Raw genomic sequence first — 20299 nt, 5'->3', positions numbered from 1 at the left:
TTTCTGCGAATTATTTTAATACAATCCGTTCCGCATCGCCAAAACTATCGTAGTTACTGGTAATGACCTGTTCTCCAGGCTGAAGCCCCTCAAGGACCTCATAATATCTTGAGTTTTGTTTGCCCAATCGCACATTGCGCTTAATGGCCTCATTGCCATCTGGACTTACCACGAATACCCATTGTCCTCCCGTGCTTTGGAAAAACCCTCCTTTGGGAAGCAACATGGCATCGTTGGACTCGCCCAATTGCAATCGTATGTTATAACTCTGACCTGCTCTTATGGTTTCGGGTTTTTCGTCCACAAAAACCAAATCGACCCTAAACCTACCGTTCCGTACTTCGGGATACACCTTGCGCAAGCGCAGTTTGTATTCGTTTCCATTTCGTTCCAAAGTGGCGGAAAGATCTCTCTTTACGCGATCTATATAATGCTCATCGATATCCGCTTCGATTTTAAAATCGGTCAGTACATTGATCTGGCCGATACGCTGTCCCTGTGAAATGTTCTGGCCGATTTCGGCATCCAAAAACCCAAGTTGTCCATCGGCGGGAGCGCGCACGTTTAGGTGGTCTAAACGCTCGTAGACCATGGATAAGGTCTTCTGCATACGATCTAGGTCCGTATCCAGACCCTTAAGCGAGGTTTCCCTGAGTTCGTCGTCCTGTTCGGTCTGTAGTTCAACGATTTCCAATTGCTTTTTCGCCAATTGATAATCTTCCTTGGACTTAAGATAGGTCTCTTTGGAAACCAATTCTTCTTTATACAGTTCTTCGTTCTGCTCGTAGGCCCGTTTTAAGCGCTGTACATCATATTGGGCCGTTGCCAAGGATTTTCTGCCTTCTACCTGTCTCGAATCAAAAGTAAGTTTGGTGGAGCGCAGGTCGTTCTGTTTAAGAGCCAAGTTACTTTCGCTCGCCAAAATCTGCTCGTACAGGGCCATGTTTTCCAATTTAAGAATGATGTCCCCTTGCTTCACCATGGAACCTTCCTCAATCAACTTTTCGGATACCCGCCCTCCTTCATATGCATCCATATAGATGGTGGCAATGGGAGCGACGTTTCCATTTATGGTTATGTAGTCGTCAAATTTGCCGTCGGTTACGGAGGAAATGGACAAACGTTCCTTCTCTGTCCTAAAAGTGGACATGGAGCTGGCAAAAATCAACTTATAGCCAACGAACAGAAGCAATACGCCCAGGGCGATGTAACCGTAATGCTTGAGCTTAAGTCCTTTCTTTTTTTCTAATTGTATATCCATGGTATATGTTAGTTGATGTTAAATATGGGCAGACCGCTGTAAAAATCAATGGTGCTTTGATTGACTTTTAACCTTAGTCCCACCTGTAAATTCTCGTTCTGTGCCACACCGTAAAGATTCTTGGCCTGAAACAGCTCCAATCCATTGATCAATCCCTTTTCATATCTTTTTTGAGCTATGGTGAAGGCCAATTCTTGTGCATCGACTTTTTGAATGCTCTGTTGGTACTCCGCAATGAGAGCCCTGTTGTCCTGAACCAATTGTTGCAATAATTTAAACAATTCCTGCTCTTGTATCTCAAGGTTGTTCTTTGCCTGCATGTAGGCTATCTTTTGCTGTTTTACCCTGGAGTGATTGGCCCACCCATTGGTAATCGGAATGTTCAACTGGGCACCGACAAACTTGGATTGGTTATCGTTAAACTGGGTCTTAAATGGGATTACATTGCCATCCTCGTCCACATTGGTCTCAAAATAACTGGTTCCGTAACCTGCAAACAGGGATAAAGAAGGAAATAGGTCTCCGCGTACAGCCTGCATTTGCTTTTTAGCAGCGGAAACACGATACTCCTGCGCTTTTACCAAAGGCACAAATCCGCGTGCAGACCGATAGAGCGAATCCAAGGTCACATCTTGGTTGAGCGATGCTTCTTCAAGGGTTTCCTGAATTGTAATGTCGGTTGCACCGATCAGGTTCATTTCTTGTAAAAGCGCCAGTTTGGCATTTGTTAATTGGTTGCGGTTCTGGGTCAATAGAAACTTATCTCCCAAAAGGTTGGATTCGGCTTCATATAGGTCCGCTCCGGCCATCAATCCCAATTCCACCTGTTTTTCCACTAAATCGTAATTGGCCTGTGAAATTTCGAGCTGCTCCAACGTATTGGCCACCAAACCTTCAAAGAATTTGATATCGTAAAACGCACTCATCACCCTAAAGGCCAATAAGAACTTTTCCTGTAAAATATCTTCTTGGGTTGCCTTATAAATAAATTTTGATGCTCTTATCGAATTCATTTTTTGAAAACCACGGAACAGGTCCAAACTGGCATTGAGAGAATAGTTGTTACTGAAGAATTCCGTGTTCACATAATCGTTGGTCTGGGGGTCGGCAGACCTACCGTATCTTATGGTATAGTCGGTAGAACCACTTACCGATGGCAACAGGTCTCGTATGGACTGCCGATAAGATTCCCTGCTAGATTCATTGTTATACGAAATATTCTTTACCTGAAGGTTGTGCTCAATGGCATAATCCACACATTCTTCCAACGTCCATACTTCTTGGGAAAACCCAATGAACGAAGCCAATAATAAAAAGGTTGTTATGTTTATTTTTAGATTCATAGTGTATTACTGTGCCAAACTGTATTCTATTCTTATGCCAAAATATTTTAAAATTGATTATCAGATAGTTACACTCAATAAAGCGCGCTCAAGATAAAGTAGGTGTAAAAATTTTGTACAAAAAATGTCCAAATATTTTACAGTAAGGTCGTCCATATTGAAGCAATTACTAGTTTTAGTTGTCCATTTGAATACTGTTACCCAATGATTGATGCCAAAATCTTAGTGGTCGATGATAATAAGAGTGTGCTGAGTGCTCTGGAAATTCTTTTGCAGTTTGAGTATAAAAGCGTTCAAACCATCTTCAACCCCAACCAGATTTCTTCCTTTCCAAATCTTGAGGATATGGACATTGTATTGTTGGACATGAACTTCTCCGCGGGTGTCAACACCGGAAACGAGGGATTGTATTGGCTCAACCAAATTAAAAAAAGGTCGCCCAATACATCGGTAATTATGATGACTGCCTACGGTGCCGTGGATTTGGCGGTAAGGGCTTTAAAACAGGGCGCTTCTGACTTTGTGCTTAAACCCTGGAACAACGAGCGGTTGATGACCACGGTGAAATCTGCCTACGAGCTCAGAAAATCCAAACAGGAAATACACAACCTCAAGAAAAAGGAGAACAATTTAAAACAGGTCATTAATCAGGACCGCAATTTTATCATCGGCCAGTCCAAGGCACTTACCTCAGTGCTCAACCTCGTGGCCAAGGTTGCGAAAACTGACGTTAATGTGCTGATTACGGGAGAAAACGGCACGGGGAAAGAATTGATAGCCCGCGAACTGCACCGCCTTTCAAATAGAAAAAATGAAGTTTTTATAGGTGTGGATATGGGCTCCATTGCTGAGAATTTATTCGAAAGCGAGCTTTTTGGCCATACCAAGGGTTCTTTTACCGATGCCAAGGAAGATCGAGCGGGCAAGTTTGAGGCCGCCCATCAAGGTAGTTTGTTCTTGGATGAAATCGGGAACCTTTCCTTGCAGATGCAGGCCAAATTATTGTCCTCCATCCAGAACAAATCAGTCGTCCGCGTAGGTTCCAACAAACCTATAGAAGTGGATATAAGATTAATCTGCGCCACCAACTGCAATTTGGAACAAATGGTTGCCGATGGACTGTTCCGGGAAGATCTATTGTACCGCATCAACACCATCCATATTGAGGTGCCGCCGCTGCGCGAACGAGATGGGGACATTTTGGTGCTTGCCGATTTTTTTCTGAAAAAATTTGCCCATAAATACGATAAATCGGGACTACGGATGAACCAGACAGCCCAAGAAAAACTGATGGAATATCCCTGGCCCGGAAATGTAAGGGAGCTGCAACATACCATGGAACGTGCCGTAATATTATCTGATGGGAGCGTACTTAAGCCATCGGATTTTTTGCTACATGCCAAGCCCATGCAATCCATGGACAGCGAACCCATGACCCTAAATGAAATGGAGCAACAGATGATCAACAGGGCCTTGGAGCAGAACGAAGGAAACTATAGCGCAGCTGCTGAACAATTAGGTATTTCTCGCCAAACACTTTACAATAAGCTGAAAAAGAAATAGACCATGGCCAGTAGAAATTTTTACATACAGCTTATTCTCAGGGTCATTTTTATAACCATTACTGCTGTTGTATTGGCATTTTCAGTGGCCTTTAAATGGTATTTTTCCTTGGGACTCTTTGTCCTTATTTTAGGGGCACAGGTGTTTTCATTGATAACATTTATCAACCGGACCAACCGAAAAATCGCCTATTTTTTTGATGCCATTAAAAACGAGGATTTCACCCTTCGGTTTCCCGAAGGTGTTACCATTGAGTCCTTTAAAGAACTGAACCGAAGCCTTAACCGTGTCAATGGCCTTATCCAAGAGGTGCACATGCAACTCCAAATACGGGAACAATACTATCAAGAAATCCTAAAGCAGGCGAGCATCGGCATAATGACCTATAATGAGAAAGGCCACATCCTGTTTGCGAACCCTACCTTGGAAAAGTTGTTGGATTACACTCCTTTGAACCATATTAAACAATTAAAGCAGGTTGATGAAACCCTCTACCAGATATTTAAAAACTTCAATCCTTTTGAACGCAAGCTCTTCCAATTGTCCAATGAACGGGAACAAATTCAATTGGCACTCAAGTCCACGCCGTTGATGTTGAACGGACAGTCCTTGCAATTGGTAGTGGTACAAGATATCCATAAAGAGCTTGACGAAAAAGAAACCGAGTCTTGGGTAAGGCTTATTCGCGTGCTGACCCACGAGATCATGAACACTATTACCCCGATCGCTTCCATTTCGGATTCCATCATAAAGTATTACCGAAAGGGAGACAAGATCACTCCAATGGAGGAGTTGGAGGAGGTTCAAATTAAAAACACCTTAAAGGGCCTGGAAGTGATTAAGGAGCAAGGGGGTGACCTGATGGACTTTGTACAATCGTACAGAAGCCTACTGCACGTGCCGGAACCCAACAAATCTTTGGTCAAGGGAAAGGACCTTCTGGAAAAAATCGACGTGTTGATGTCGGCCAGATTGGTGGATGGGGAAAGTGAGTTCGCCACCGTTTGCCATCCAGAGGATTTAGAGTTCTACATTGATGAGAAACAAATTTCCCAAGTACTGATCAATTTGGGAAAAAATGCTTTGCAAGCGGTAGAGTCCACAAACGGAGGAAAGGTACAAATGATAGCGGGAATCGATGAAAATGGTTCCAAATTCATAGATATTCGCGATAATGGACCCGGTATTTCTCCTGAGGTAATGGACGAAATATTTGTCCCCTTTTTTACCACAAAGAGTGAAGGTACCGGAATTGGGCTCAGTCTTTCCAAAAGAGTGATACAACTTCATGGCGGGAGCATCCAAGTACGTTCAGTTCCCGGTTCAGAAACTGTTTTCCGACTTACCTTTGCATAACCAAATTATGAAAAAAGCACTATTGGAATTTTGTTGGGACTATGTGAACGAACGCTCGGAACGCCTTAAAAAACAGAGTGAGGAGCTGCAGGAATCCTTAGGCTCCGAAACCAAAAGCTCGGCAGGTGACAAGCACGAAACCGGTAGGGCCATGGTACAGTTGGAACAGGAAAAGCTCGGGCAACAATTACAGGAAATCGATACTACGCGCGGCATTCTCCGTAAAATCAAAATTGACGGCAGTTCCGAGAAAATACGGCTGGGCTCCTTGGTACAAACCAGTATGGCGCATTATTTTTTAGCCATTTCCGCTGGGGCTTTCAATCAAAATAATACGATTGTGTACTGTATTTCAACAAATGCCCCTATTGCCAAATTGTTGTTGGGAAAAGAAAAAGGGGAGCGATTTACCTTTAATGGTAAAGAACAGGACATATTGGAGGTAGATTAAGCCTCGTCTTCCACCAATTCCATATTGGGTTTATCACGATAAAAAACGATTATGAGAAAGAGTATCCCTATGATTACTAAGAATACAATTTCAATTCGGGACAGTAATTGGTTCATTCCTAAAGACCTTTTGGATTGCTGTGTTAGCTGTCTGCCCTCAGAAAGTTGAACCTCTACAAGTTCATCCAGATTTGTACTGATGCTGTTCAAAACAGCAGTGATATCCTCTTCAGAAGCCTGGTCCTTCAAGTGCTTCTCTTCCAAGGTTTTGAGTTCTGCGTAATTCTCTTTTAAGCTTGTGAACTGTAACGATTCCTCACGGGTCAAATCCGTCTTTTCGAAATCGGCCAAAATAGTCTTTATCTCAGGATATTGTGGAAGCGATTTTTCATCCAAGGAATTATATGCCAAGAACATTTCTTTTTCGTGAAATAGATTGTTCAGCCTATAAATATACTCCTGAACAACCAAGCGGTCCTCAAACACAGAATCCACTCCATGCTCCACTGTGGAAAAGTTTCGGTTGTTCAACCGATTGGATGCAAGAACCAATAAAAATGCTGCCGCGAGTACAAAACCTGCATGAATTCGTTGTCTTATCGTTCTTTTTGGCATCCTTTCTGTTTTTTACATGAATTGTATTAAATAAAATATAAATGAATGATATTAAAATTTTTACGGGGATGCAAATCCGCCCAGCCATTAGCTAACCATTCTAATTGAGCAAACCTAATGCTTGAGGCGGGCGGATATCATCAATCAACTACTACAGTACATTGAGCTCACCTGACTCGAGAGCATCTTTTAAATCTGCCTTAACCACCGGGTGACTGTTAAAAAATCTTTTTCCGTCCGTTTTTTTGATCTTTACAACAACGGTACCATCTTTTTTCTCTTTAATGTCGGTCACTACAACTTTGTTTCCAACCACCGTTTTATAGTTGGCAATGCCTCCTTTTTTAATGATGAAGTTTGCCCTAGGAAAGTCAATATGTTGAAATTGAGGTGCATCTGGACGACCAATTTCCAGGACATCACCAACCTTGATTTCTTGTGGATTTGCACTTTGTGCATTGATATTTGTGGTAGCTACCACAAACAGAATTGCTAAAACTATAATTCTCATAACTATTTAATATTTAGGGTTTATAATTGTTTTTATTGTTTTCTTAAAAGTCAAAACTGGACAATAATTGGTGTGACTGTTCTACACCGATTATTTTAAAGGATTGTATATCAGATGGAAAACCAAACTGAATTTGATCTCCTACTGCAAGGCCAACCAAACTGGCACCAAAAGTGCTCACCACGGAAATCATGCTTTTCTTGAGATTTCCCCGTGTGGAAGGAACCAGCTGGAACGTTTGCTGGGCCCCCTGTGCAAATTCCACAGTGACCTTTGAATTTAAACGGACCACATCGTCCGGCATGTCCGACTCATCCTCTACCAAAGCCCCGTCTATTCTCTCGCCCAACTGTTCCAAGGCATCCTTATGGGCATAATCCTCATAATACCTATGGAAGTTCAGTATTCTTTTAAGCGTTAGATAATCCTTTTTCTCCATGATCAGGCTTCCGTATTTCATTTTCATTTCTTAACGGACGGGATACTAAAAACGGCATCCCTGCATTTTGGACATTAAAAGGCAAAGCCTATGCCATTTGGATGTGCTACAAGTGAATTTTAATAATAATAAATTGATTATTAGTCAATTACATGTTTATTGGTGTTAAACAGAGGAGGTCGGTAGCGGGTAATTTTTACCCAGTCGGGGTATTCTGCCCCAGCGATTATTTGAGCTTCTCGCGAAGTGTTTTGCGGTTAATGCCCAAAATTTCGGCAGCCTTGGTCTTGTTGCCCTGAACGGATAGGAGAACTTCCTGAATATATTCCTTTTCTTTTTCCTGAAGTGTTTTAAAATCCTTATCGGGAAAGTCGATTTTGTATTTTAATTCATCCGGAAGATGCTCCAAAGTGATTTTGCCATCGCACATGATCACGGCGCGCTGCACCACATTCTCAAGTTCCCTGATATTGCCGGGCCAAGAATATCGCTTTAAGACTTCTAGGGCATCATCGTCCATACGCACAAATCGGTCCTTGTACTCAATACCATATTTCTGCATAAATTTATCGACCAGCAAGGTAATGTCCGAAGTACGTTCCCGCAGTGGTGGCACCTCCACAGTGACAACGGAAAGACGGTAGAACAGGTCTTCGCGAAAGGTTTTCTTTTGAATCAGTTCGTCCAGATCACTATTGGTGGCCGCTATCACCCGAACATCCAATTTTTCAGGTTTTTGAGAACCGATTTTGGTAACTTCTTTTTCCTGAAGCACCCTCAACAACCTATTTTGAACAGCCAATGGCGCATTTCCGATCTCATCCAAAAAGATGGTACCCTTATGGGCCGCTTGGAAAAATCCGTTACGGTTTTCGTTAGCACCTGTAAAAGCACCTTTGGTGTAACCGAAAAGTTCAGCTTCCAACAAATTCTCGGGTATGGCCCCACAGTTCACAGCTATAAAAGGCGCCCGTGCGAATTTGCCCGAATAATGGATGGCCCGTGCCACTAGTTCTTTTCCCGTGCCGCTTTCCCCACGCACCAAAACCGTTGCCCGGTTGTCCCTTACCCTATCTATAATCTCGGTAACTTTTTGGAATGCTTCGGAATTCCCGATCATATCGGCATAGCCATTGCTGGGGATGGGTTTTACTGCTGGTGTTTTAAAGGTTTCTTTTGCTTCCTTATGCGCTAAGGCTTTTTTTACGGCCATTTCGAGTTCGACCTTTGTAAAGGGTTTGGTCAGATAATCGGTTGCCCCATGTTCGATTACGCTGGAGGCATCTTCAACGGAAGGAAAACCGGTCACTACCAACTTCGGCATATTTGGAAAATGTTCGGCCACATATTTCACCAATTGCAGCCCATCAATATCGGGCATATTAATATCGGTCACCAACAGGTCTATTTCAGTATCCTTTAAAATGTACAGCGCCTCCTTTACCGAAATGGCCTTGTACGTGTGATAGTCCATCGATTTTAAGTGCCGTTGCAACAGCTCAAGAATATCAATGTCGTCATCAACCAGCAATATGTTCTCCTTTTTCAACAAGGCGCTTACTTTTTTGGGAATTTTAATGTAAAGATAGTGCCTGTTGGGCTATTGGGCCTAACCGCAATACTCCCTTGGTGGCTCTGTACAATGCCGTGCACTACACTAAGCCCCAACCCGGATCCCTCTCCAACGGGTTTGGTAGTAAAAAATGGGTCAAAAATATGTGCTTTGGATTCTTCCGGTATGCCAGGTCCTTCGTCGGCAATTTTTAAAATGACATTGTCTTTTTCCATCATCAAAGAAACGGAAATAACGCTTTTAGGCGGCGCAAAATAGATGGCGTTCACAATAAGATTGAAGACCACTTGGGTCAGCTGAATTTTATCGATACGAAGTTCGATGGTGTCCTGGGAATGTTGAAATTCGCAGGCTACCTCATTTTGGCGCAACGTGGTCCGTAACATGTTGATGGCTTCCTCTATTACCTCTACCACATTGATGACTTCGCGTGTCTCGGGCATTTCGCAGGCAAAGAACATCAGTTTTTTGACCACTTCGCGAGAAAATATGGTGTTGGTAATGATCTTGTCCAAATCTTTGGACGCTTGTGGGTCATTGCTGACGCGCTCCTTCAACAGTTCGGTGAATCCAAGAATATTGGCAAGTGGCGTATTGAGCTCATGGGCGATTCCGGCCGTAATCTCTCCCAGAATCCGTAGCCTATCGGATTGTTCCACCTGTCGGCGAATGTGTTCTTCCTTTTCCTTGATTTCTTTTCGCTCCAACAGATTGCCCACTTTTAAGCATACATTGTCCAACAGTTGCTGTTCTTCCTCCAAAAAATCCTTGAGTTGGTACTTGGGGGACGGATACCCTACTTTGATTTCTCCCCTAGGTTTATTGAACACGGTGATGAACGACTCCAAAAACACGTATTCATCTCCTTTCTCCTCGGTTTTGATAAAATAATCAGAGTTTGATAGGAGCACGTACGTTTCCTCATTAAACTGCCAGGCCCGCTGCAAACACTGCACAATACCGAGCAATGCGGTTTCCATATCATCGTAATCACAGTTTACAATGAGGGAAGTTACCTCGTACAAACAGGTGAGTTCCTTGATACGTTCCTTGAGTTTTTGTTCAGCAGTGAGCATGTTCTTCTCCTTTTTAGCAAATTAGTGAATTCTTTGGACTCAATCCCCTCGGTCAAAAGGACGACAATATTGATTCTTCCAACAAAAAAATCCTTCCAAATCGAGATGATTTGAAAGGATTCATTTTCAATATGAATAGGTTTATTTAAACAACATCGGTGCGAATTCCGATAGGTAGATTCTCCAGTTGGACCATGTATGTCCGCCGGTACTTTCGCGATAGGTGTAGTCAAAATCATGTTTGTCCAGTTCATTTCGCATATCGACCACACTTTGGTACAAGAAGTCATCCGTACCACATGCAATCCAATACAATTCAGGGTCAGCGGCTTTTAAGGCTTCTATTTGCTTTCCTCTTTTAGAATGGTCTACCTCGATTCCAAAACGGCTCAAATCGGCAAAGCCCATACTCATAACACCTATGTAATCAAAAAGTTCAGGGTTTTCAAAAGATGTGTTCATAGTCTGTAGGCCGCCCATACTCAAACCGGTCAAAGCACGGTTTTCTTTGTTGGCTTCCACCTGAAAATGTGATTCAATATAAGGAATCACATCGTTGACCAAACTTTTTTCGAACATCATATTGGCCATACCCCCTGCTGGTTGAGTTGAAGGTCCCAATTTAGGACTTACTGTCAACGCTGCTGTTTGTGTTGGATTGCCATTTGTCATCACTACGATCATAGGTTCGGCTTTTCCTGAGTTGATTAAATTGTCCAATATATGATTGGCAACCCCAAGTGTTGGCCAAGCCTCTTCATCTCCACCTCCGCCGTGCAGTAGGTATAGAACAGGATAGTTTTCGTTACTGTCGGCATACCCTGGTGGGGTGTACACATACATTCTACGGGTTTGATCCAAAGTGGGGGACTCGTACCAAATTTGGTGAACTGTGCCTTTGGGCCCTGTTTTGGCCCAATAGAGTTCGGATGCTTCGCCAGGAATGTACAATACATTTTCCGTTCTAAAAGTCCCATCACGTGCGACCATCAAATTTGCAGTGTCCAAGGTGTTGACGCCATCCACTATAAAAGTGTAGCCGTAAAGCTCTGGTTCCAAAGGCCCCACCGTAGTGGACCAAACATCATTTTCACCTTTGGTCAGTTCCACTGTTTCGCGTGTCATGCCCATACCATCATTGGGAACCATTGGCATCCAATTACCGGATAAGATTACCTTTTCTGCTTTTGGTGCCTTAATTCTAAAGGTTACCGTGTTATCGTCAGCAATTTCTGGAGAGACAAGCCGCTCCATGGAACCTACTTCTTGGCCAATTACGGCCAAGGGCAGGATTAAGGCCACAAGCATTAATTGCATGCGGAACTTACTTACTTTGTTTACTGTTTTTTTCATTCTGATTTTGTTTAGTTGTTGTTTATGTGTCGCTTTCAGTGGATTGGTTTTTAAAAGAGCAAACCTTAAATACATTTTAGCCATCCTTGGAAAAATCAAATTATCACTGAACATAATATCACTAAGATATGATATTTTTCTTTATTGTAACAATTTGTTACAATAAAGATTGAGACATAAGAAATTTCTGGAGTCCAGTCTGGGATCAGTTATAAAAATGGTGATTAAAAAATGATGGTTTACAGAAAAGTAATTGGTTCTTTTTCTCTTTCTACGATTTTGGAAAACTGGTCGAGAAAATTATTAGACAATTGACATTATTAAAAAGCAAAAAATCCGTAACAGACAGTTACGGATTTTAAGTGGTCCCACCTGGGCTCGAACCAGGGACCACCTGATTATGAGTCAGGTGCTCTAACCAACTGAGCTATAGGACCCGCAATTTGCGGATGCAATATTAGTGTTTATTTTTCATCATCGCAAGGTTTTAATGCCCCTAGCTTTCTTTTATTTCCTGACAGAGCTCCACCAGAACGCCGTTCGTGCCATTGGGATGCAAAAATGCAACCAGCTTATTGTCCGCTCCCTTTTTGGGTATTTCGTTCAAAACCACAAAGCCTTCTCCCTTCAACCGTTCTATTTCCAAGACAATATCTTCCACGGCAAAGGCAATATGGTGTATGCCCTCTCCCTTTTTTTCCAAATACTTGGCAATGGGGCTATCGGGCTTGGTCGCCTCCAGCAATTCAATCTTATTGGGGCCCGATTTAAAAAAGGAGGTCCTTACCCCTTCCGAGGCCACTTCCTCGATTTTATAATGGGGCACACCCAACAATTTTTCAAATAAAATATTAGATGCTTCCAGGTTCTTTACCGCAATCCCGATGTGTTCAATTTTTTCCATATGAGATGATATGAGCGTTAAAATCTTCGCCTTTTTCCAAAATTACGGAGTGTAAATGGTTAATAGCGTGAGGATAGTCATTTATTCGCTTATTTTTGCAGTATGGAGGAAACACAAAGACAGAAAAAAATCGCTGGAATCATTCAGCAAGACCTAGCCGATATTCTACAACGGGCCGCTACGGATGGTGGCCTCAAGGGAACTTTGATTTCCGTATCCAAGGTATCGGTAACGGTAGATTTATCCTTGGCCAAGGTATATGTTAGTATTTTTCCGAACAAAGGGGCCAAAGAGCTTTTGGCAGGTATTAAAGAGAACCAAGTGGCCATTCGTTACGAACTCGCCCAACGCACAAAACATCAACTAAGGCGCGTGCCAGAGCTCAATTTTTATCTGGACGATTCCTTGGAATACATCGAAGGTATTGAAAAATCATTGAAAAGAGAGGAGAACCCTATCGAGAACAGGGACTTGCTCGACAAACGTAAGAAATCCTGATTTTGAACTTTCCGCTTTATATCGCAAAACGTTACTTACGGTCCAAAAGCAGCCAAAATGCGGTAAATATCATCAATTTCATTACTTTTTTGGTGATTGTGATAGGTTCTGCAGCACTTTTTATCGTGCTCTCCGCTTTTGCCGGCCTCAAAACCTTCAGCCTTTCCTTTTCCAATACCTTTGACCCAGATTTAAAAGCTTCACCGACCATTGGCAAGCATTTTTCCGTTTCTGCCGACGATGAAGGGCAACTTGCTCAAATCGAAGGGCTGGCCGACTATTCCAAGGAACTGGAAGAACGCGCCTACCTTACCTTTAAGGAAAAAAGTACCATTGCCTATATAAAAGGCGTAGACGAAAACTACCGTGCCGTTACAGGAGTCGACAGCACAATAACCTTTGGAAACTGGGGTTCCGGTGTATACAACACCGTAATCGGTTTTGGAATTTACAACTTACTTGGTGTCCCGGTTAGCAACAGGGCCGCACTGGAGGTTTTGGTGCCCAAACCTGGAGAAGGCTCCCTTTCACAAGGTTTTAACTCCAAACCGTATAATGATCTTTCCCTGGTGGTGAGCGGGATTTATGCCGTTGAGGAGTCTTTGGATAAAAAATATGTGTTTGCACGACTCCCTTTAGTACAAGAGCTTTTGCAGAAAGATAGCACCGAAGTCTCAGGCATCAATTTTAAATTGATGGAAAATGCCTCGCCAGATCATGTTAGGAACTCTATTGTTGGGGTTTTGGGCGATAAAGTTTCCGTTTTGACGCGTAGGGAACAAAACACCTCGCTCTACCGCATGCTGAACACCGAAAATTTAGCGACCTATTTAATTTTTACCTTAGTGCTCATCATTGCCCTTTTTAATGTGGTCGGAGCCATCATCATGATGATTTTGGACAAACAACAGAATTCCAAAACGTTGTTCAGTTTGGGTACAACTATTAAGGAACTGCGCCGTATCTATTTTATCCAAGGCTTATTGGTTACCTCTTTTGGTGGGTTGATAGGAGTGCTTTTAGGAACCATATTGATTGGCTCCCAACTGGCCTTCGGTTGGTTGAAGATTACCCCTTCTTTGGCCTATCCCGTGGAATTCAACGCTATTAACATATTAATCGTACTTGGAACGATTGTCGTCTTGGGCATTATTTCCTCAAAAATTGCGAGCAGTCGAATCAACGAAAAGCTGATTTCAGCTTAAGCGAACTGAAAATCACCGAACTTTTCCTGAACCTCATCAAAGGCGGCAAAAACATCTGCTGCATCATCGCTGGTCACCATTTTCATGCGGTATTCCTTAAAGTGGGGAATGCCCTTAAAATAGTTGGTGTAGTGCCTTCTGGTTTCAAAAACACCTAGTTTTTCACCCTTCCAATCGATGGCCATCTGCAAATGTCTTCGAGCAGCATCCACGCGTTCCAACATGGTCGGGGGTGCCAAATGCTCACCGGTTTCAAAGTAGTGTTTCACCTCCTTAAAAAACCATGGGTAACCAATGCTTGCCCTACCGATCATGGCACCGTCCAATCCGTAATCATCACGCATTTTTACCGCGGCTTCAGGAGTGTCCACATCGCCGTTTCCAAAAACAGGAATATGCATGCGCTGGTTATTCTTCACCTCGGCAATAGGTTTCCAATCCGCCTCGCCTTTGTACATCTGTACACGCGTACGACCATGGATGGAAATGGCCTCAATGCCGACATCCTGCAATCGTTCGGCCACCTCGACAATCTTAATGGAATTGTTGTCCCATCCCAAACGGGTCTTTACGGTCACTGGTAATTTGGTGCGCTTAACGATTTCTTCCGTCAACTTGACCATCAAGGGAATATCCCGCAGAATACCGGCTCCGGCATTTTTGCAGACCACCTTTTTTACGGGACAGCCAAAATTGATGTCGATAATATCGGGGTTGGATTTTTCCACAATATCCACAGCCTGTAGCATAGAATCCAGTTCGGCACCAAAAATTTGGATCCCTACGGGACGCTCCTTTTCATAAATGTCCAATTTGATGACACTTTTAGCCGCATCACGAATCAATCCTTCGGAAGAAATAAATTCGGTATACACCACATCGGCGCCCTGCTCCTTGCACAATTTACGGAATGGAGGGTCGCTAACATCTTCCATCGGAGCTAGAAGAAGCGGAAAATCAGGGAGTTCTATGTTTCCAATTTTTGGCAAATCCTTCAGGTTTTTGGACTGCAAAAGTACAAAATAGACAATAACCTAAAAGCTAGTTCTGGGATTGTAGTCGATCGCGCTCATTTTTATCGATTCCGCGCTGGTTGTCTTCCAATCGGAAATTGCCGAAATTATAAGTAAAGCCAAACCGGATAAACTGTGTTTCGGGCCGTCTTCTGTAAAAATTATCTTGGTTGAGATACTGCGAACGATACGTGGGCACGTATTGCTCCAAAATGTCCTCAGCAGCAAGCGATAAGGTGATTTTATTATCAAACAATGTCTTCCTCAAGCCTATAGTCAAATTGAACTGCTCGTCCGAAACATAGGAACCAAACAAAAACTTGGAAATATACGTCGCGGCCACTTCGCCCGTAAAGGTCCCATCCTTGGAGAGCGTCAGATAATTGCCAAAATAGGCGTAAACACCATTTACTTCGTTAGTGAAGGGCACATTTCCACTCTCCTCGGCCAAAAAGGTCTCTTCTTCATGGAACAGAGAGGTATAGGCATACAAAAACCAAGCGGGCAAAATGGATTTGCTCACGGTAAAATCCAAACCATAGGATTTACTTTCCAGAACATTCTGCTTAAGTTCCACCAAAGTTTGGTTGTCATTATCCTGAAATACCAAATAGGCGATATTCCTACCGTTATCCCGGTAGTACACATCAAAGAAGTATTCGCTGTTGAGCGTATAGTTGAAATTGAAATTGTTGCTAAAGCTTGGCCGCAACCTTGGATTTCCCTCTTCAAAATCATTTTCATTATAAAAAAAACGGAAAGGATTCAAATCATTGTACTTGGGCCTGTCGATGTTCCTTCCATAATCAAAAGAAAAACTATGCTTGTCCGATGGTGAGTAGAGTACGTATACGGATGGAAACGGTTCAAAAAAGTCTTGCGTATTGGTCTCTCCCAACGTAATCGAGTTTCCTTCCGCTTTAGTGAGCTCACCTCGAACACCCAACTTCATGGACCATTTTTCCCAGTTTTTTATAAAGCTCATGTAGGCCGCGTACACCTTTTCATCATAAATATATCTATCCGATTGCGATGCATCGACAGTGTTGCTACTACCATTAAAGTTGAAAAAGTTCATCGTATTTTCCGACGTAATCGTTGATATCTTTGCTCCCGATTCGATGGATGCATTTCCCACGGGGGTAAAATAGTCCAGTTGTCCGGTGAAAATTTTTATTTCTTGGTCGGAATCACTATCAAACCCAAAGTCCCTTAAAAAAGTACCGCTCGCATCAAAATAGTTGGAAGAGAGCCTTTGGAACATTTCACCATTAAAATAGGTATAGTGTCCATTGGCCCTGATTTGCGCTCCTTCTTTTTTCAGCTTGTGCACATAGGTTAGGTCGAATGCCAAGTTGGTGTTGTCCATGTTGGCATTGTTCCGCGTTGTAAATGTGGAATCCAATTGTGCCTGTGCGTTCCGCATTTCGGTATTCAGCAAAGTTTCCTGCTCTTGGTCCAAATTGAACAAAAGATTGGATGTGAGGTTTATGCTGTTTTTATCATCAAAATCATAATCCAGAATAAAACTGGCATTCTGTGATTGCGATCTATCCGTTTGGTTGTAATTGGTGTCCCATGTAGAGAATACGTTATTGGCATCGTCCATAAAATTGATGCCCTTTTTGGTCTTGTTGATTTCCTTCTTGGGGTTGATGGTGTAGTTCGCAAACAGGTTGAGCCTGTCCGTTTTGTAATAATGACTGGTTCCGATACTGTATTTTGGAAAAACCGCCTGTGTGAAGGTTCCGTTGACGCTCCCCTTGTAGCCCGGCACAATGTTCTTGCTGGTAACGATGTTCAATATGGGGCCTCCTTCGGCATCATACCTAGCGGGTGGGTTGGCAATCACCTCCACTGATTTTATGTTGGTGCCCGAAAGCCCTTGCAACAGATCCTGAACCTCTTGACCTGAGAGCTGTACTTTTCTATCGTTGAGATAGACGGTAGCATTTTGGCCACGGATCATTAAATTATCTTGATTGACAATGACCCCTGGCGTATTTTTAAGGATATCCCACGACGTGCCTTGTGAAACCACGGTGTTTTCGACTGTAAAGACCAGTCTGTCCGGTAATCTTTGAAGCTTTGGACGTTGCGCGGTGACGACCACTTCGTCCAACTCGTTGCTTTCCATTGGAATGATCAAAGCCCCTAACGAAACGTCTTTTGTAATGTCCAGTGCCCTTGGCTCAGAGCCGCTTCCCACATAGCTCGCCTGCAACAAATATAGATTGGCCTCTACCCCTGTCAGTTTAAAAAACCCTTCTTCATTGGCAGAACTCCCTTGAACAAAAGTCGAATCGGCCGCTTCGAGCAAAAGAATATTCGCATAAGGAACCACTTGATTTTGTTCGTCGACAACCTTTCCGGTTATGGTAAAGGTTTGGCCGTACGCGCCACAAATTGTAAAGGACACCAATAAAACAATAGAGGTGAGGTTCTTCATTAGAGGTTAGGGTTGAGCTTCAAATCTAAGAAATTATTTCTGAGCGAAATACGAAGGAATTTTCTTATTGAGAAAAAACCGTTTACAGGTATTTAAAACAATTATATTTGCAGTTGATTATATCCCTTTTTAGGGTATGTTATTGTTGATATGGAGAAGATCAGGAATTTTTGCATCATTGCGCACATAGACCACGGTAAAAGTACCTTGGCAGACCGTTTGTTGGATTTTACAGGCTCGGTGACCGAACGCGAAAAACAAGACCAATTGTTGGACAACATGGACTTGGAACGCGAAAGGGGAATCACCATCAAGAGCCACGCCATTCAAATGGATTACATGCACAATGGTGAAAAATATGTGCTTAATTTGATTGATACTCCCGGTCACGTGGATTTTTCCTATGAAGTTTCCCGTTCCATTGCTGCGTGTGAAGGTGCACTTTTAGTAGTCGATGCTGCACAAAGTATCCAGGCACAGACCATATCCAACCTGTACCTGGCGTTGGAAAACGATTTGGAGATTATTCCTGTCCTCAACAAAGTTGACCTTCCCAGTGCAAATCCAGAAGAGGTTACCGACGACATCGTTGACCTTTTGGGGTGCAAACCGGAAGAAGTAATTCCTGCCAGCGCAAAAACTGGAATTGGAATAGAAGAAATTTTGACCGCGATCATCGACCGCATACCTGCACCAAAGGGAAATCGCGACGAACCGTTACAGGCCTTGGTCTTTGATTCCGTATACAACCCATTTAGAGGCGTTGAGACCTATTTTAGGGTGGTTAACGGTGAAATCACTAAAGGACAGAAAATAAAATTTGTAGCTACTGGTAGGTCGTATGAGGCCGATGAGATTGGAACCTTGAAACTTACACAACACCCCAAACAGAAGATTTCAACCGGGGATGTGGGCTATTTGATTACCGGTATCAAAGATGCCCGAGAGGTAAAAGTGGGTGATACAATCACCGATTCGGCCAATCCGACCAAAAATCCCATTGGAGGTTTTGAGGACGTAAAACCCATGGTTTTCGCTGGAATCTACCCTGTGGACACCGAAGATTTTGAAGACCTCCGCTCTTCCATGGAGAAGCTCCAGCTTAACGATGCTTCCTTAGTGTTTACTCCTGAAAGTAGTGCGGCATTGGGCTTTGGTTTCCGTTGCGGGTTTTTGGGCATGCTGCACATGGAGATCATCCAAGAGCGTTTGGAGCGGGAATTTGATATGACCGTAATCACTACGGTACCTAACGTTAGCTACCACGCGTACACCACAAAAGACAAAGAAACGGCCGTTATCGTAAACAACCCGTCCGACCTTCCCGACCCATCGACCGTAGACCGTGTTGAGGAGCCTTACATAAAGGCCACTATTATCACCAAGTCGGATTTTGTTGGGAACGTAATGTCACTTTGTATTGAGAAACGGGGACAGATCGTCAACCAGACGTATTTGACCACAGAAAGGGTAGAGCTCATTTTTGATATGCCATTGGCGGAAATCGTTTTTGATTTTTACGACCGGTTAAAGACCGTTTCAAAAGGCTACGCTTCCTTTGATTATTCACCGATAGGGATGCGTGTATCGAAGCTGGTTCGCGTAGATATACTTTTGAACGCCCAACCGGTGGATGCGCTATCCGCATTGGTCCATTTTGATAATGCACATACCATCGGTAAAAAGATGTGCGAGAAATTAAAGGAGCTTATACCAAGGCAACAGTTCGATATTCCGATTCAAGCCGCTATCGGATCCAAGATTATTTCCAGGGAAACCATAAAAGCATTGCGAAAAGATGTTACGGCCAAATGTTACGGTGGTGATATTTCCCGTAAGCGTAAATTGTTGGAAAAGCAGAAAAAAGGGAAAAAGCGTATGCGACAAGTGGGTAACGTGGAAATTCCACAGCAGGCGTTTATGGCCGTTCTAAAATTGAACGATTAATGCATAAAAGGGTGCAGTGCATACTCTGAATCAATGTTGTCAGACTGAAGCTGTTAAGGTATCATGAATATTGAGTCCTATGTTTTGAAGCTTGATTACAACTTTCTTGACGTTTGAATTGTAATGGCTAAATCAAATAAAGCTGTACCCCCAATAACTTTTTCAAGTTGAACTTCGGTATCAACAAACAGTAATTGCATTTCTGCACCACACTTTTTTACTATATAGTTGTATTATGGTTATGGGTGTCCAATTCTTGTTGGATTTTATCAATCTCCTCCTCCAAGTCAATAATATGGGCATCTCTTTCTTTTGTTTTGATGGATGATTCCCAAACATATGTCTCCGGTTGGGAATAATAAGTTTTTCCTGCGGGGGCTTTTCCCTCCGTAGTAGGAATGGTCTTTAAAAATTTAGCCAGTGTCTTGAGTTCGGACAATCGATATATTTTCTCTTGTACAGCTTGATTGGCTTTCGTAATCCTCGTTTTTATACTGACCAGCCTATCTATTGTATCATTGAGTTCTTCCAAAACTTTCTTGGGGTCGTATGCCCTTGGGTTTCCTTCAATAACACAATTATAGGTCGAAATCCTTTTTTGCAGTTCCAGAATATTTCTGATAAGTCTGTTCTTTTCTTTTAAAGCTTCTACTATTGTCATATGGTTTAAATTTTATCTCAATCTTGCATGACCAACAGAAACCATATTAATTTATACTATGGCTTGGTTTTGATTTAGCCGC

General features: G+C 42.8%; 18 protein-coding genes and 1 tRNA gene. 6 read left to right on the top strand and 13 right to left on the bottom strand.

Annotated elements, in window-relative coordinates; genetic code table 11:
* Nucleotides 1-10 precede the first annotated feature (10 nt).
* A complete protein-coding gene (locus tag DCK90_RS08100) occupies nt 11-1261 on the bottom strand; it encodes an efflux RND transporter periplasmic adaptor subunit (RefSeq protein WP_108245677.1) in 1251 nt (416 codons plus the stop codon).
* Nucleotides 1262-1269: 8 nt separating this feature from the next.
* The gene (locus tag DCK90_RS08095; RefSeq protein ID WP_108245676.1) at nt 1270-2604 is read right to left on the bottom strand and encodes a TolC family protein; all 1335 of its coding nucleotides are present in this window, start codon (nt 2602-2604) and stop codon (nt 1270-1272) included.
* Nucleotides 2605-2808: 204 nt separating this feature from the next.
* Between DCK90_RS08095 and DCK90_RS08090 the strand changes: the two genes are divergently transcribed.
* From DCK90_RS08090 to DCK90_RS08080, 3 genes are read left to right on the top strand one after another with little or no spacing between them, the layout of a single operon-like run.
* Nucleotides 2809-4167 (top strand): sigma-54-dependent transcriptional regulator, encoded by a 1359-nt coding sequence (locus tag DCK90_RS08090; protein WP_108245675.1) that lies wholly within the window; start codon nt 2809-2811, stop codon nt 4165-4167.
* A gap of 3 nt (nt 4168-4170) precedes the next feature.
* On the top strand, nt 4171-5523 hold the full coding sequence (locus DCK90_RS08085; RefSeq protein ID WP_108245674.1) for a sensor histidine kinase: 1353 nt from the start codon (nt 4171-4173) through the stop codon (nt 5521-5523).
* Nucleotides 5524-5530: 7 nt separating this feature from the next.
* Nucleotides 5531-5974, top strand: coding sequence for a 3-oxoacyl-ACP synthase (locus tag DCK90_RS08080; protein ID WP_108245673.1), 444 nt, complete (start codon nt 5531-5533; stop codon nt 5972-5974).
* On the opposite strand, the gene DCK90_RS08075 is transcribed toward DCK90_RS08080, so the two are convergent.
* The 8 genes from DCK90_RS08075 to mce all read right to left on the bottom strand — a co-directional run bounded on the left by DCK90_RS08075 (nt 5971) and on the right by mce (nt 12444).
* Nucleotides 5971-6588: an MCP four helix bundle domain-containing protein gene (locus tag DCK90_RS08075; protein ID WP_108245672.1), complete on the bottom strand. Its 618-nt coding sequence runs from the start codon at nt 6586-6588 to the stop codon at nt 5971-5973. The two genes, DCK90_RS08080 and DCK90_RS08075, sit on opposite strands and share 4 nt — an antisense overlap.
* A 151-nt stretch (nt 6589-6739) precedes the next feature.
* The gene (locus tag DCK90_RS08070) at nt 6740-7099 is read right to left on the bottom strand and encodes a hypothetical protein (protein ID WP_108245671.1); all 360 of its coding nucleotides are present in this window, start codon (nt 7097-7099) and stop codon (nt 6740-6742) included.
* A gap of 43 nt (nt 7100-7142) precedes the next feature.
* Nucleotides 7143-7559: a GreA/GreB family elongation factor gene (locus DCK90_RS08065; RefSeq protein ID WP_159075793.1), complete on the bottom strand. Its 417-nt coding sequence runs from the start codon at nt 7557-7559 to the stop codon at nt 7143-7145.
* A 205-nt stretch (nt 7560-7764) separates the two neighbouring features.
* Entirely contained in the window at nt 7765-9090 is a 1326-nt protein-coding gene (locus DCK90_RS08060) for a sigma-54-dependent transcriptional regulator (protein WP_108245669.1), read from the bottom strand.
* Nucleotides 9091-9095: 5 nt separating this feature from the next.
* On the bottom strand, nt 9096-10187 hold the full coding sequence (locus DCK90_RS08055) for a sensor histidine kinase (protein ID WP_108245668.1): 1092 nt from the start codon (nt 10185-10187) through the stop codon (nt 9096-9098).
* A gap of 141 nt (nt 10188-10328) precedes the next feature.
* Nucleotides 10329-11540, bottom strand: coding sequence for an esterase (locus DCK90_RS08050; RefSeq protein ID WP_108245938.1), 1212 nt, complete (start codon nt 11538-11540; stop codon nt 10329-10331).
* 363 nt (nt 11541-11903) lie between these two features.
* A tRNA-Ile gene (locus tag DCK90_RS08045) sits at nt 11904-11977 on the bottom strand.
* Between the two features lie 59 nt (nt 11978-12036).
* Nucleotides 12037-12444, bottom strand: coding sequence for a methylmalonyl-CoA epimerase (mce, locus tag DCK90_RS08040; protein ID WP_108245667.1), 408 nt, complete (start codon nt 12442-12444; stop codon nt 12037-12039).
* A gap of 102 nt (nt 12445-12546) precedes the next feature.
* Here mce and rbfA point away from each other — a divergent pair, with 102 nt between their 5' ends.
* Both rbfA and DCK90_RS08030 read left to right on the top strand, forming a co-directional pair.
* The gene (rbfA, locus tag DCK90_RS08035; protein WP_108245666.1) at nt 12547-12942 is read left to right on the top strand and encodes a 30S ribosome-binding factor RbfA; all 396 of its coding nucleotides are present in this window, start codon (nt 12547-12549) and stop codon (nt 12940-12942) included.
* Nucleotides 12943-12944: 2 nt separating this feature from the next.
* Nucleotides 12945-14147 carry an ABC transporter permease gene (locus tag DCK90_RS08030; RefSeq protein ID WP_108245665.1) on the top strand — a complete coding sequence of 401 codons (1203 nt, stop codon included), beginning with the start codon at nt 12945-12947 and terminating at the stop codon, nt 14145-14147.
* Here DCK90_RS08030 and dusB read toward each other — a convergent pair.
* On the bottom strand, nt 14144-15136 hold the full coding sequence (dusB, locus tag DCK90_RS08025) for a tRNA dihydrouridine synthase DusB (RefSeq protein WP_108245937.1): 993 nt from the start codon (nt 15134-15136) through the stop codon (nt 14144-14146). The genes DCK90_RS08030 and dusB overlap by 4 nt on opposite strands.
* A 52-nt stretch (nt 15137-15188) precedes the next feature.
* Entirely contained in the window at nt 15189-17609 is a 2421-nt protein-coding gene (locus tag DCK90_RS08020; RefSeq protein ID WP_108245664.1) for an outer membrane beta-barrel protein, read from the bottom strand.
* A 150-nt stretch (nt 17610-17759) separates the two neighbouring features.
* Here DCK90_RS08020 and lepA point away from each other — a divergent pair, with 150 nt between their 5' ends.
* A complete protein-coding gene (gene lepA, locus DCK90_RS08015; protein WP_108245663.1) occupies nt 17760-19556 on the top strand; it encodes a translation elongation factor 4 in 1797 nt (598 codons plus the stop codon).
* 220 nt (nt 19557-19776) lie between these two features.
* Here lepA and DCK90_RS08010 read toward each other — a convergent pair whose 3' ends face one another.
* Nucleotides 19777-20217: a DIP1984 family protein gene (locus tag DCK90_RS08010; protein ID WP_108245662.1), complete on the bottom strand. Its 441-nt coding sequence runs from the start codon at nt 20215-20217 to the stop codon at nt 19777-19779.
* Nucleotides 20218-20299: the final 82 nt, after the last annotated feature.

This window comes from Muricauda brasiliensis (assembly GCF_003057865.1).
GTDB classification, from domain to species: domain Bacteria; phylum Bacteroidota; class Bacteroidia; order Flavobacteriales; family Flavobacteriaceae; genus Flagellimonas; species Flagellimonas chongwuensis.
The sequence above is the reverse complement of the archived record's forward strand: the minus strand, read 5'-3'. Positions and strand labels throughout refer to the sequence as shown.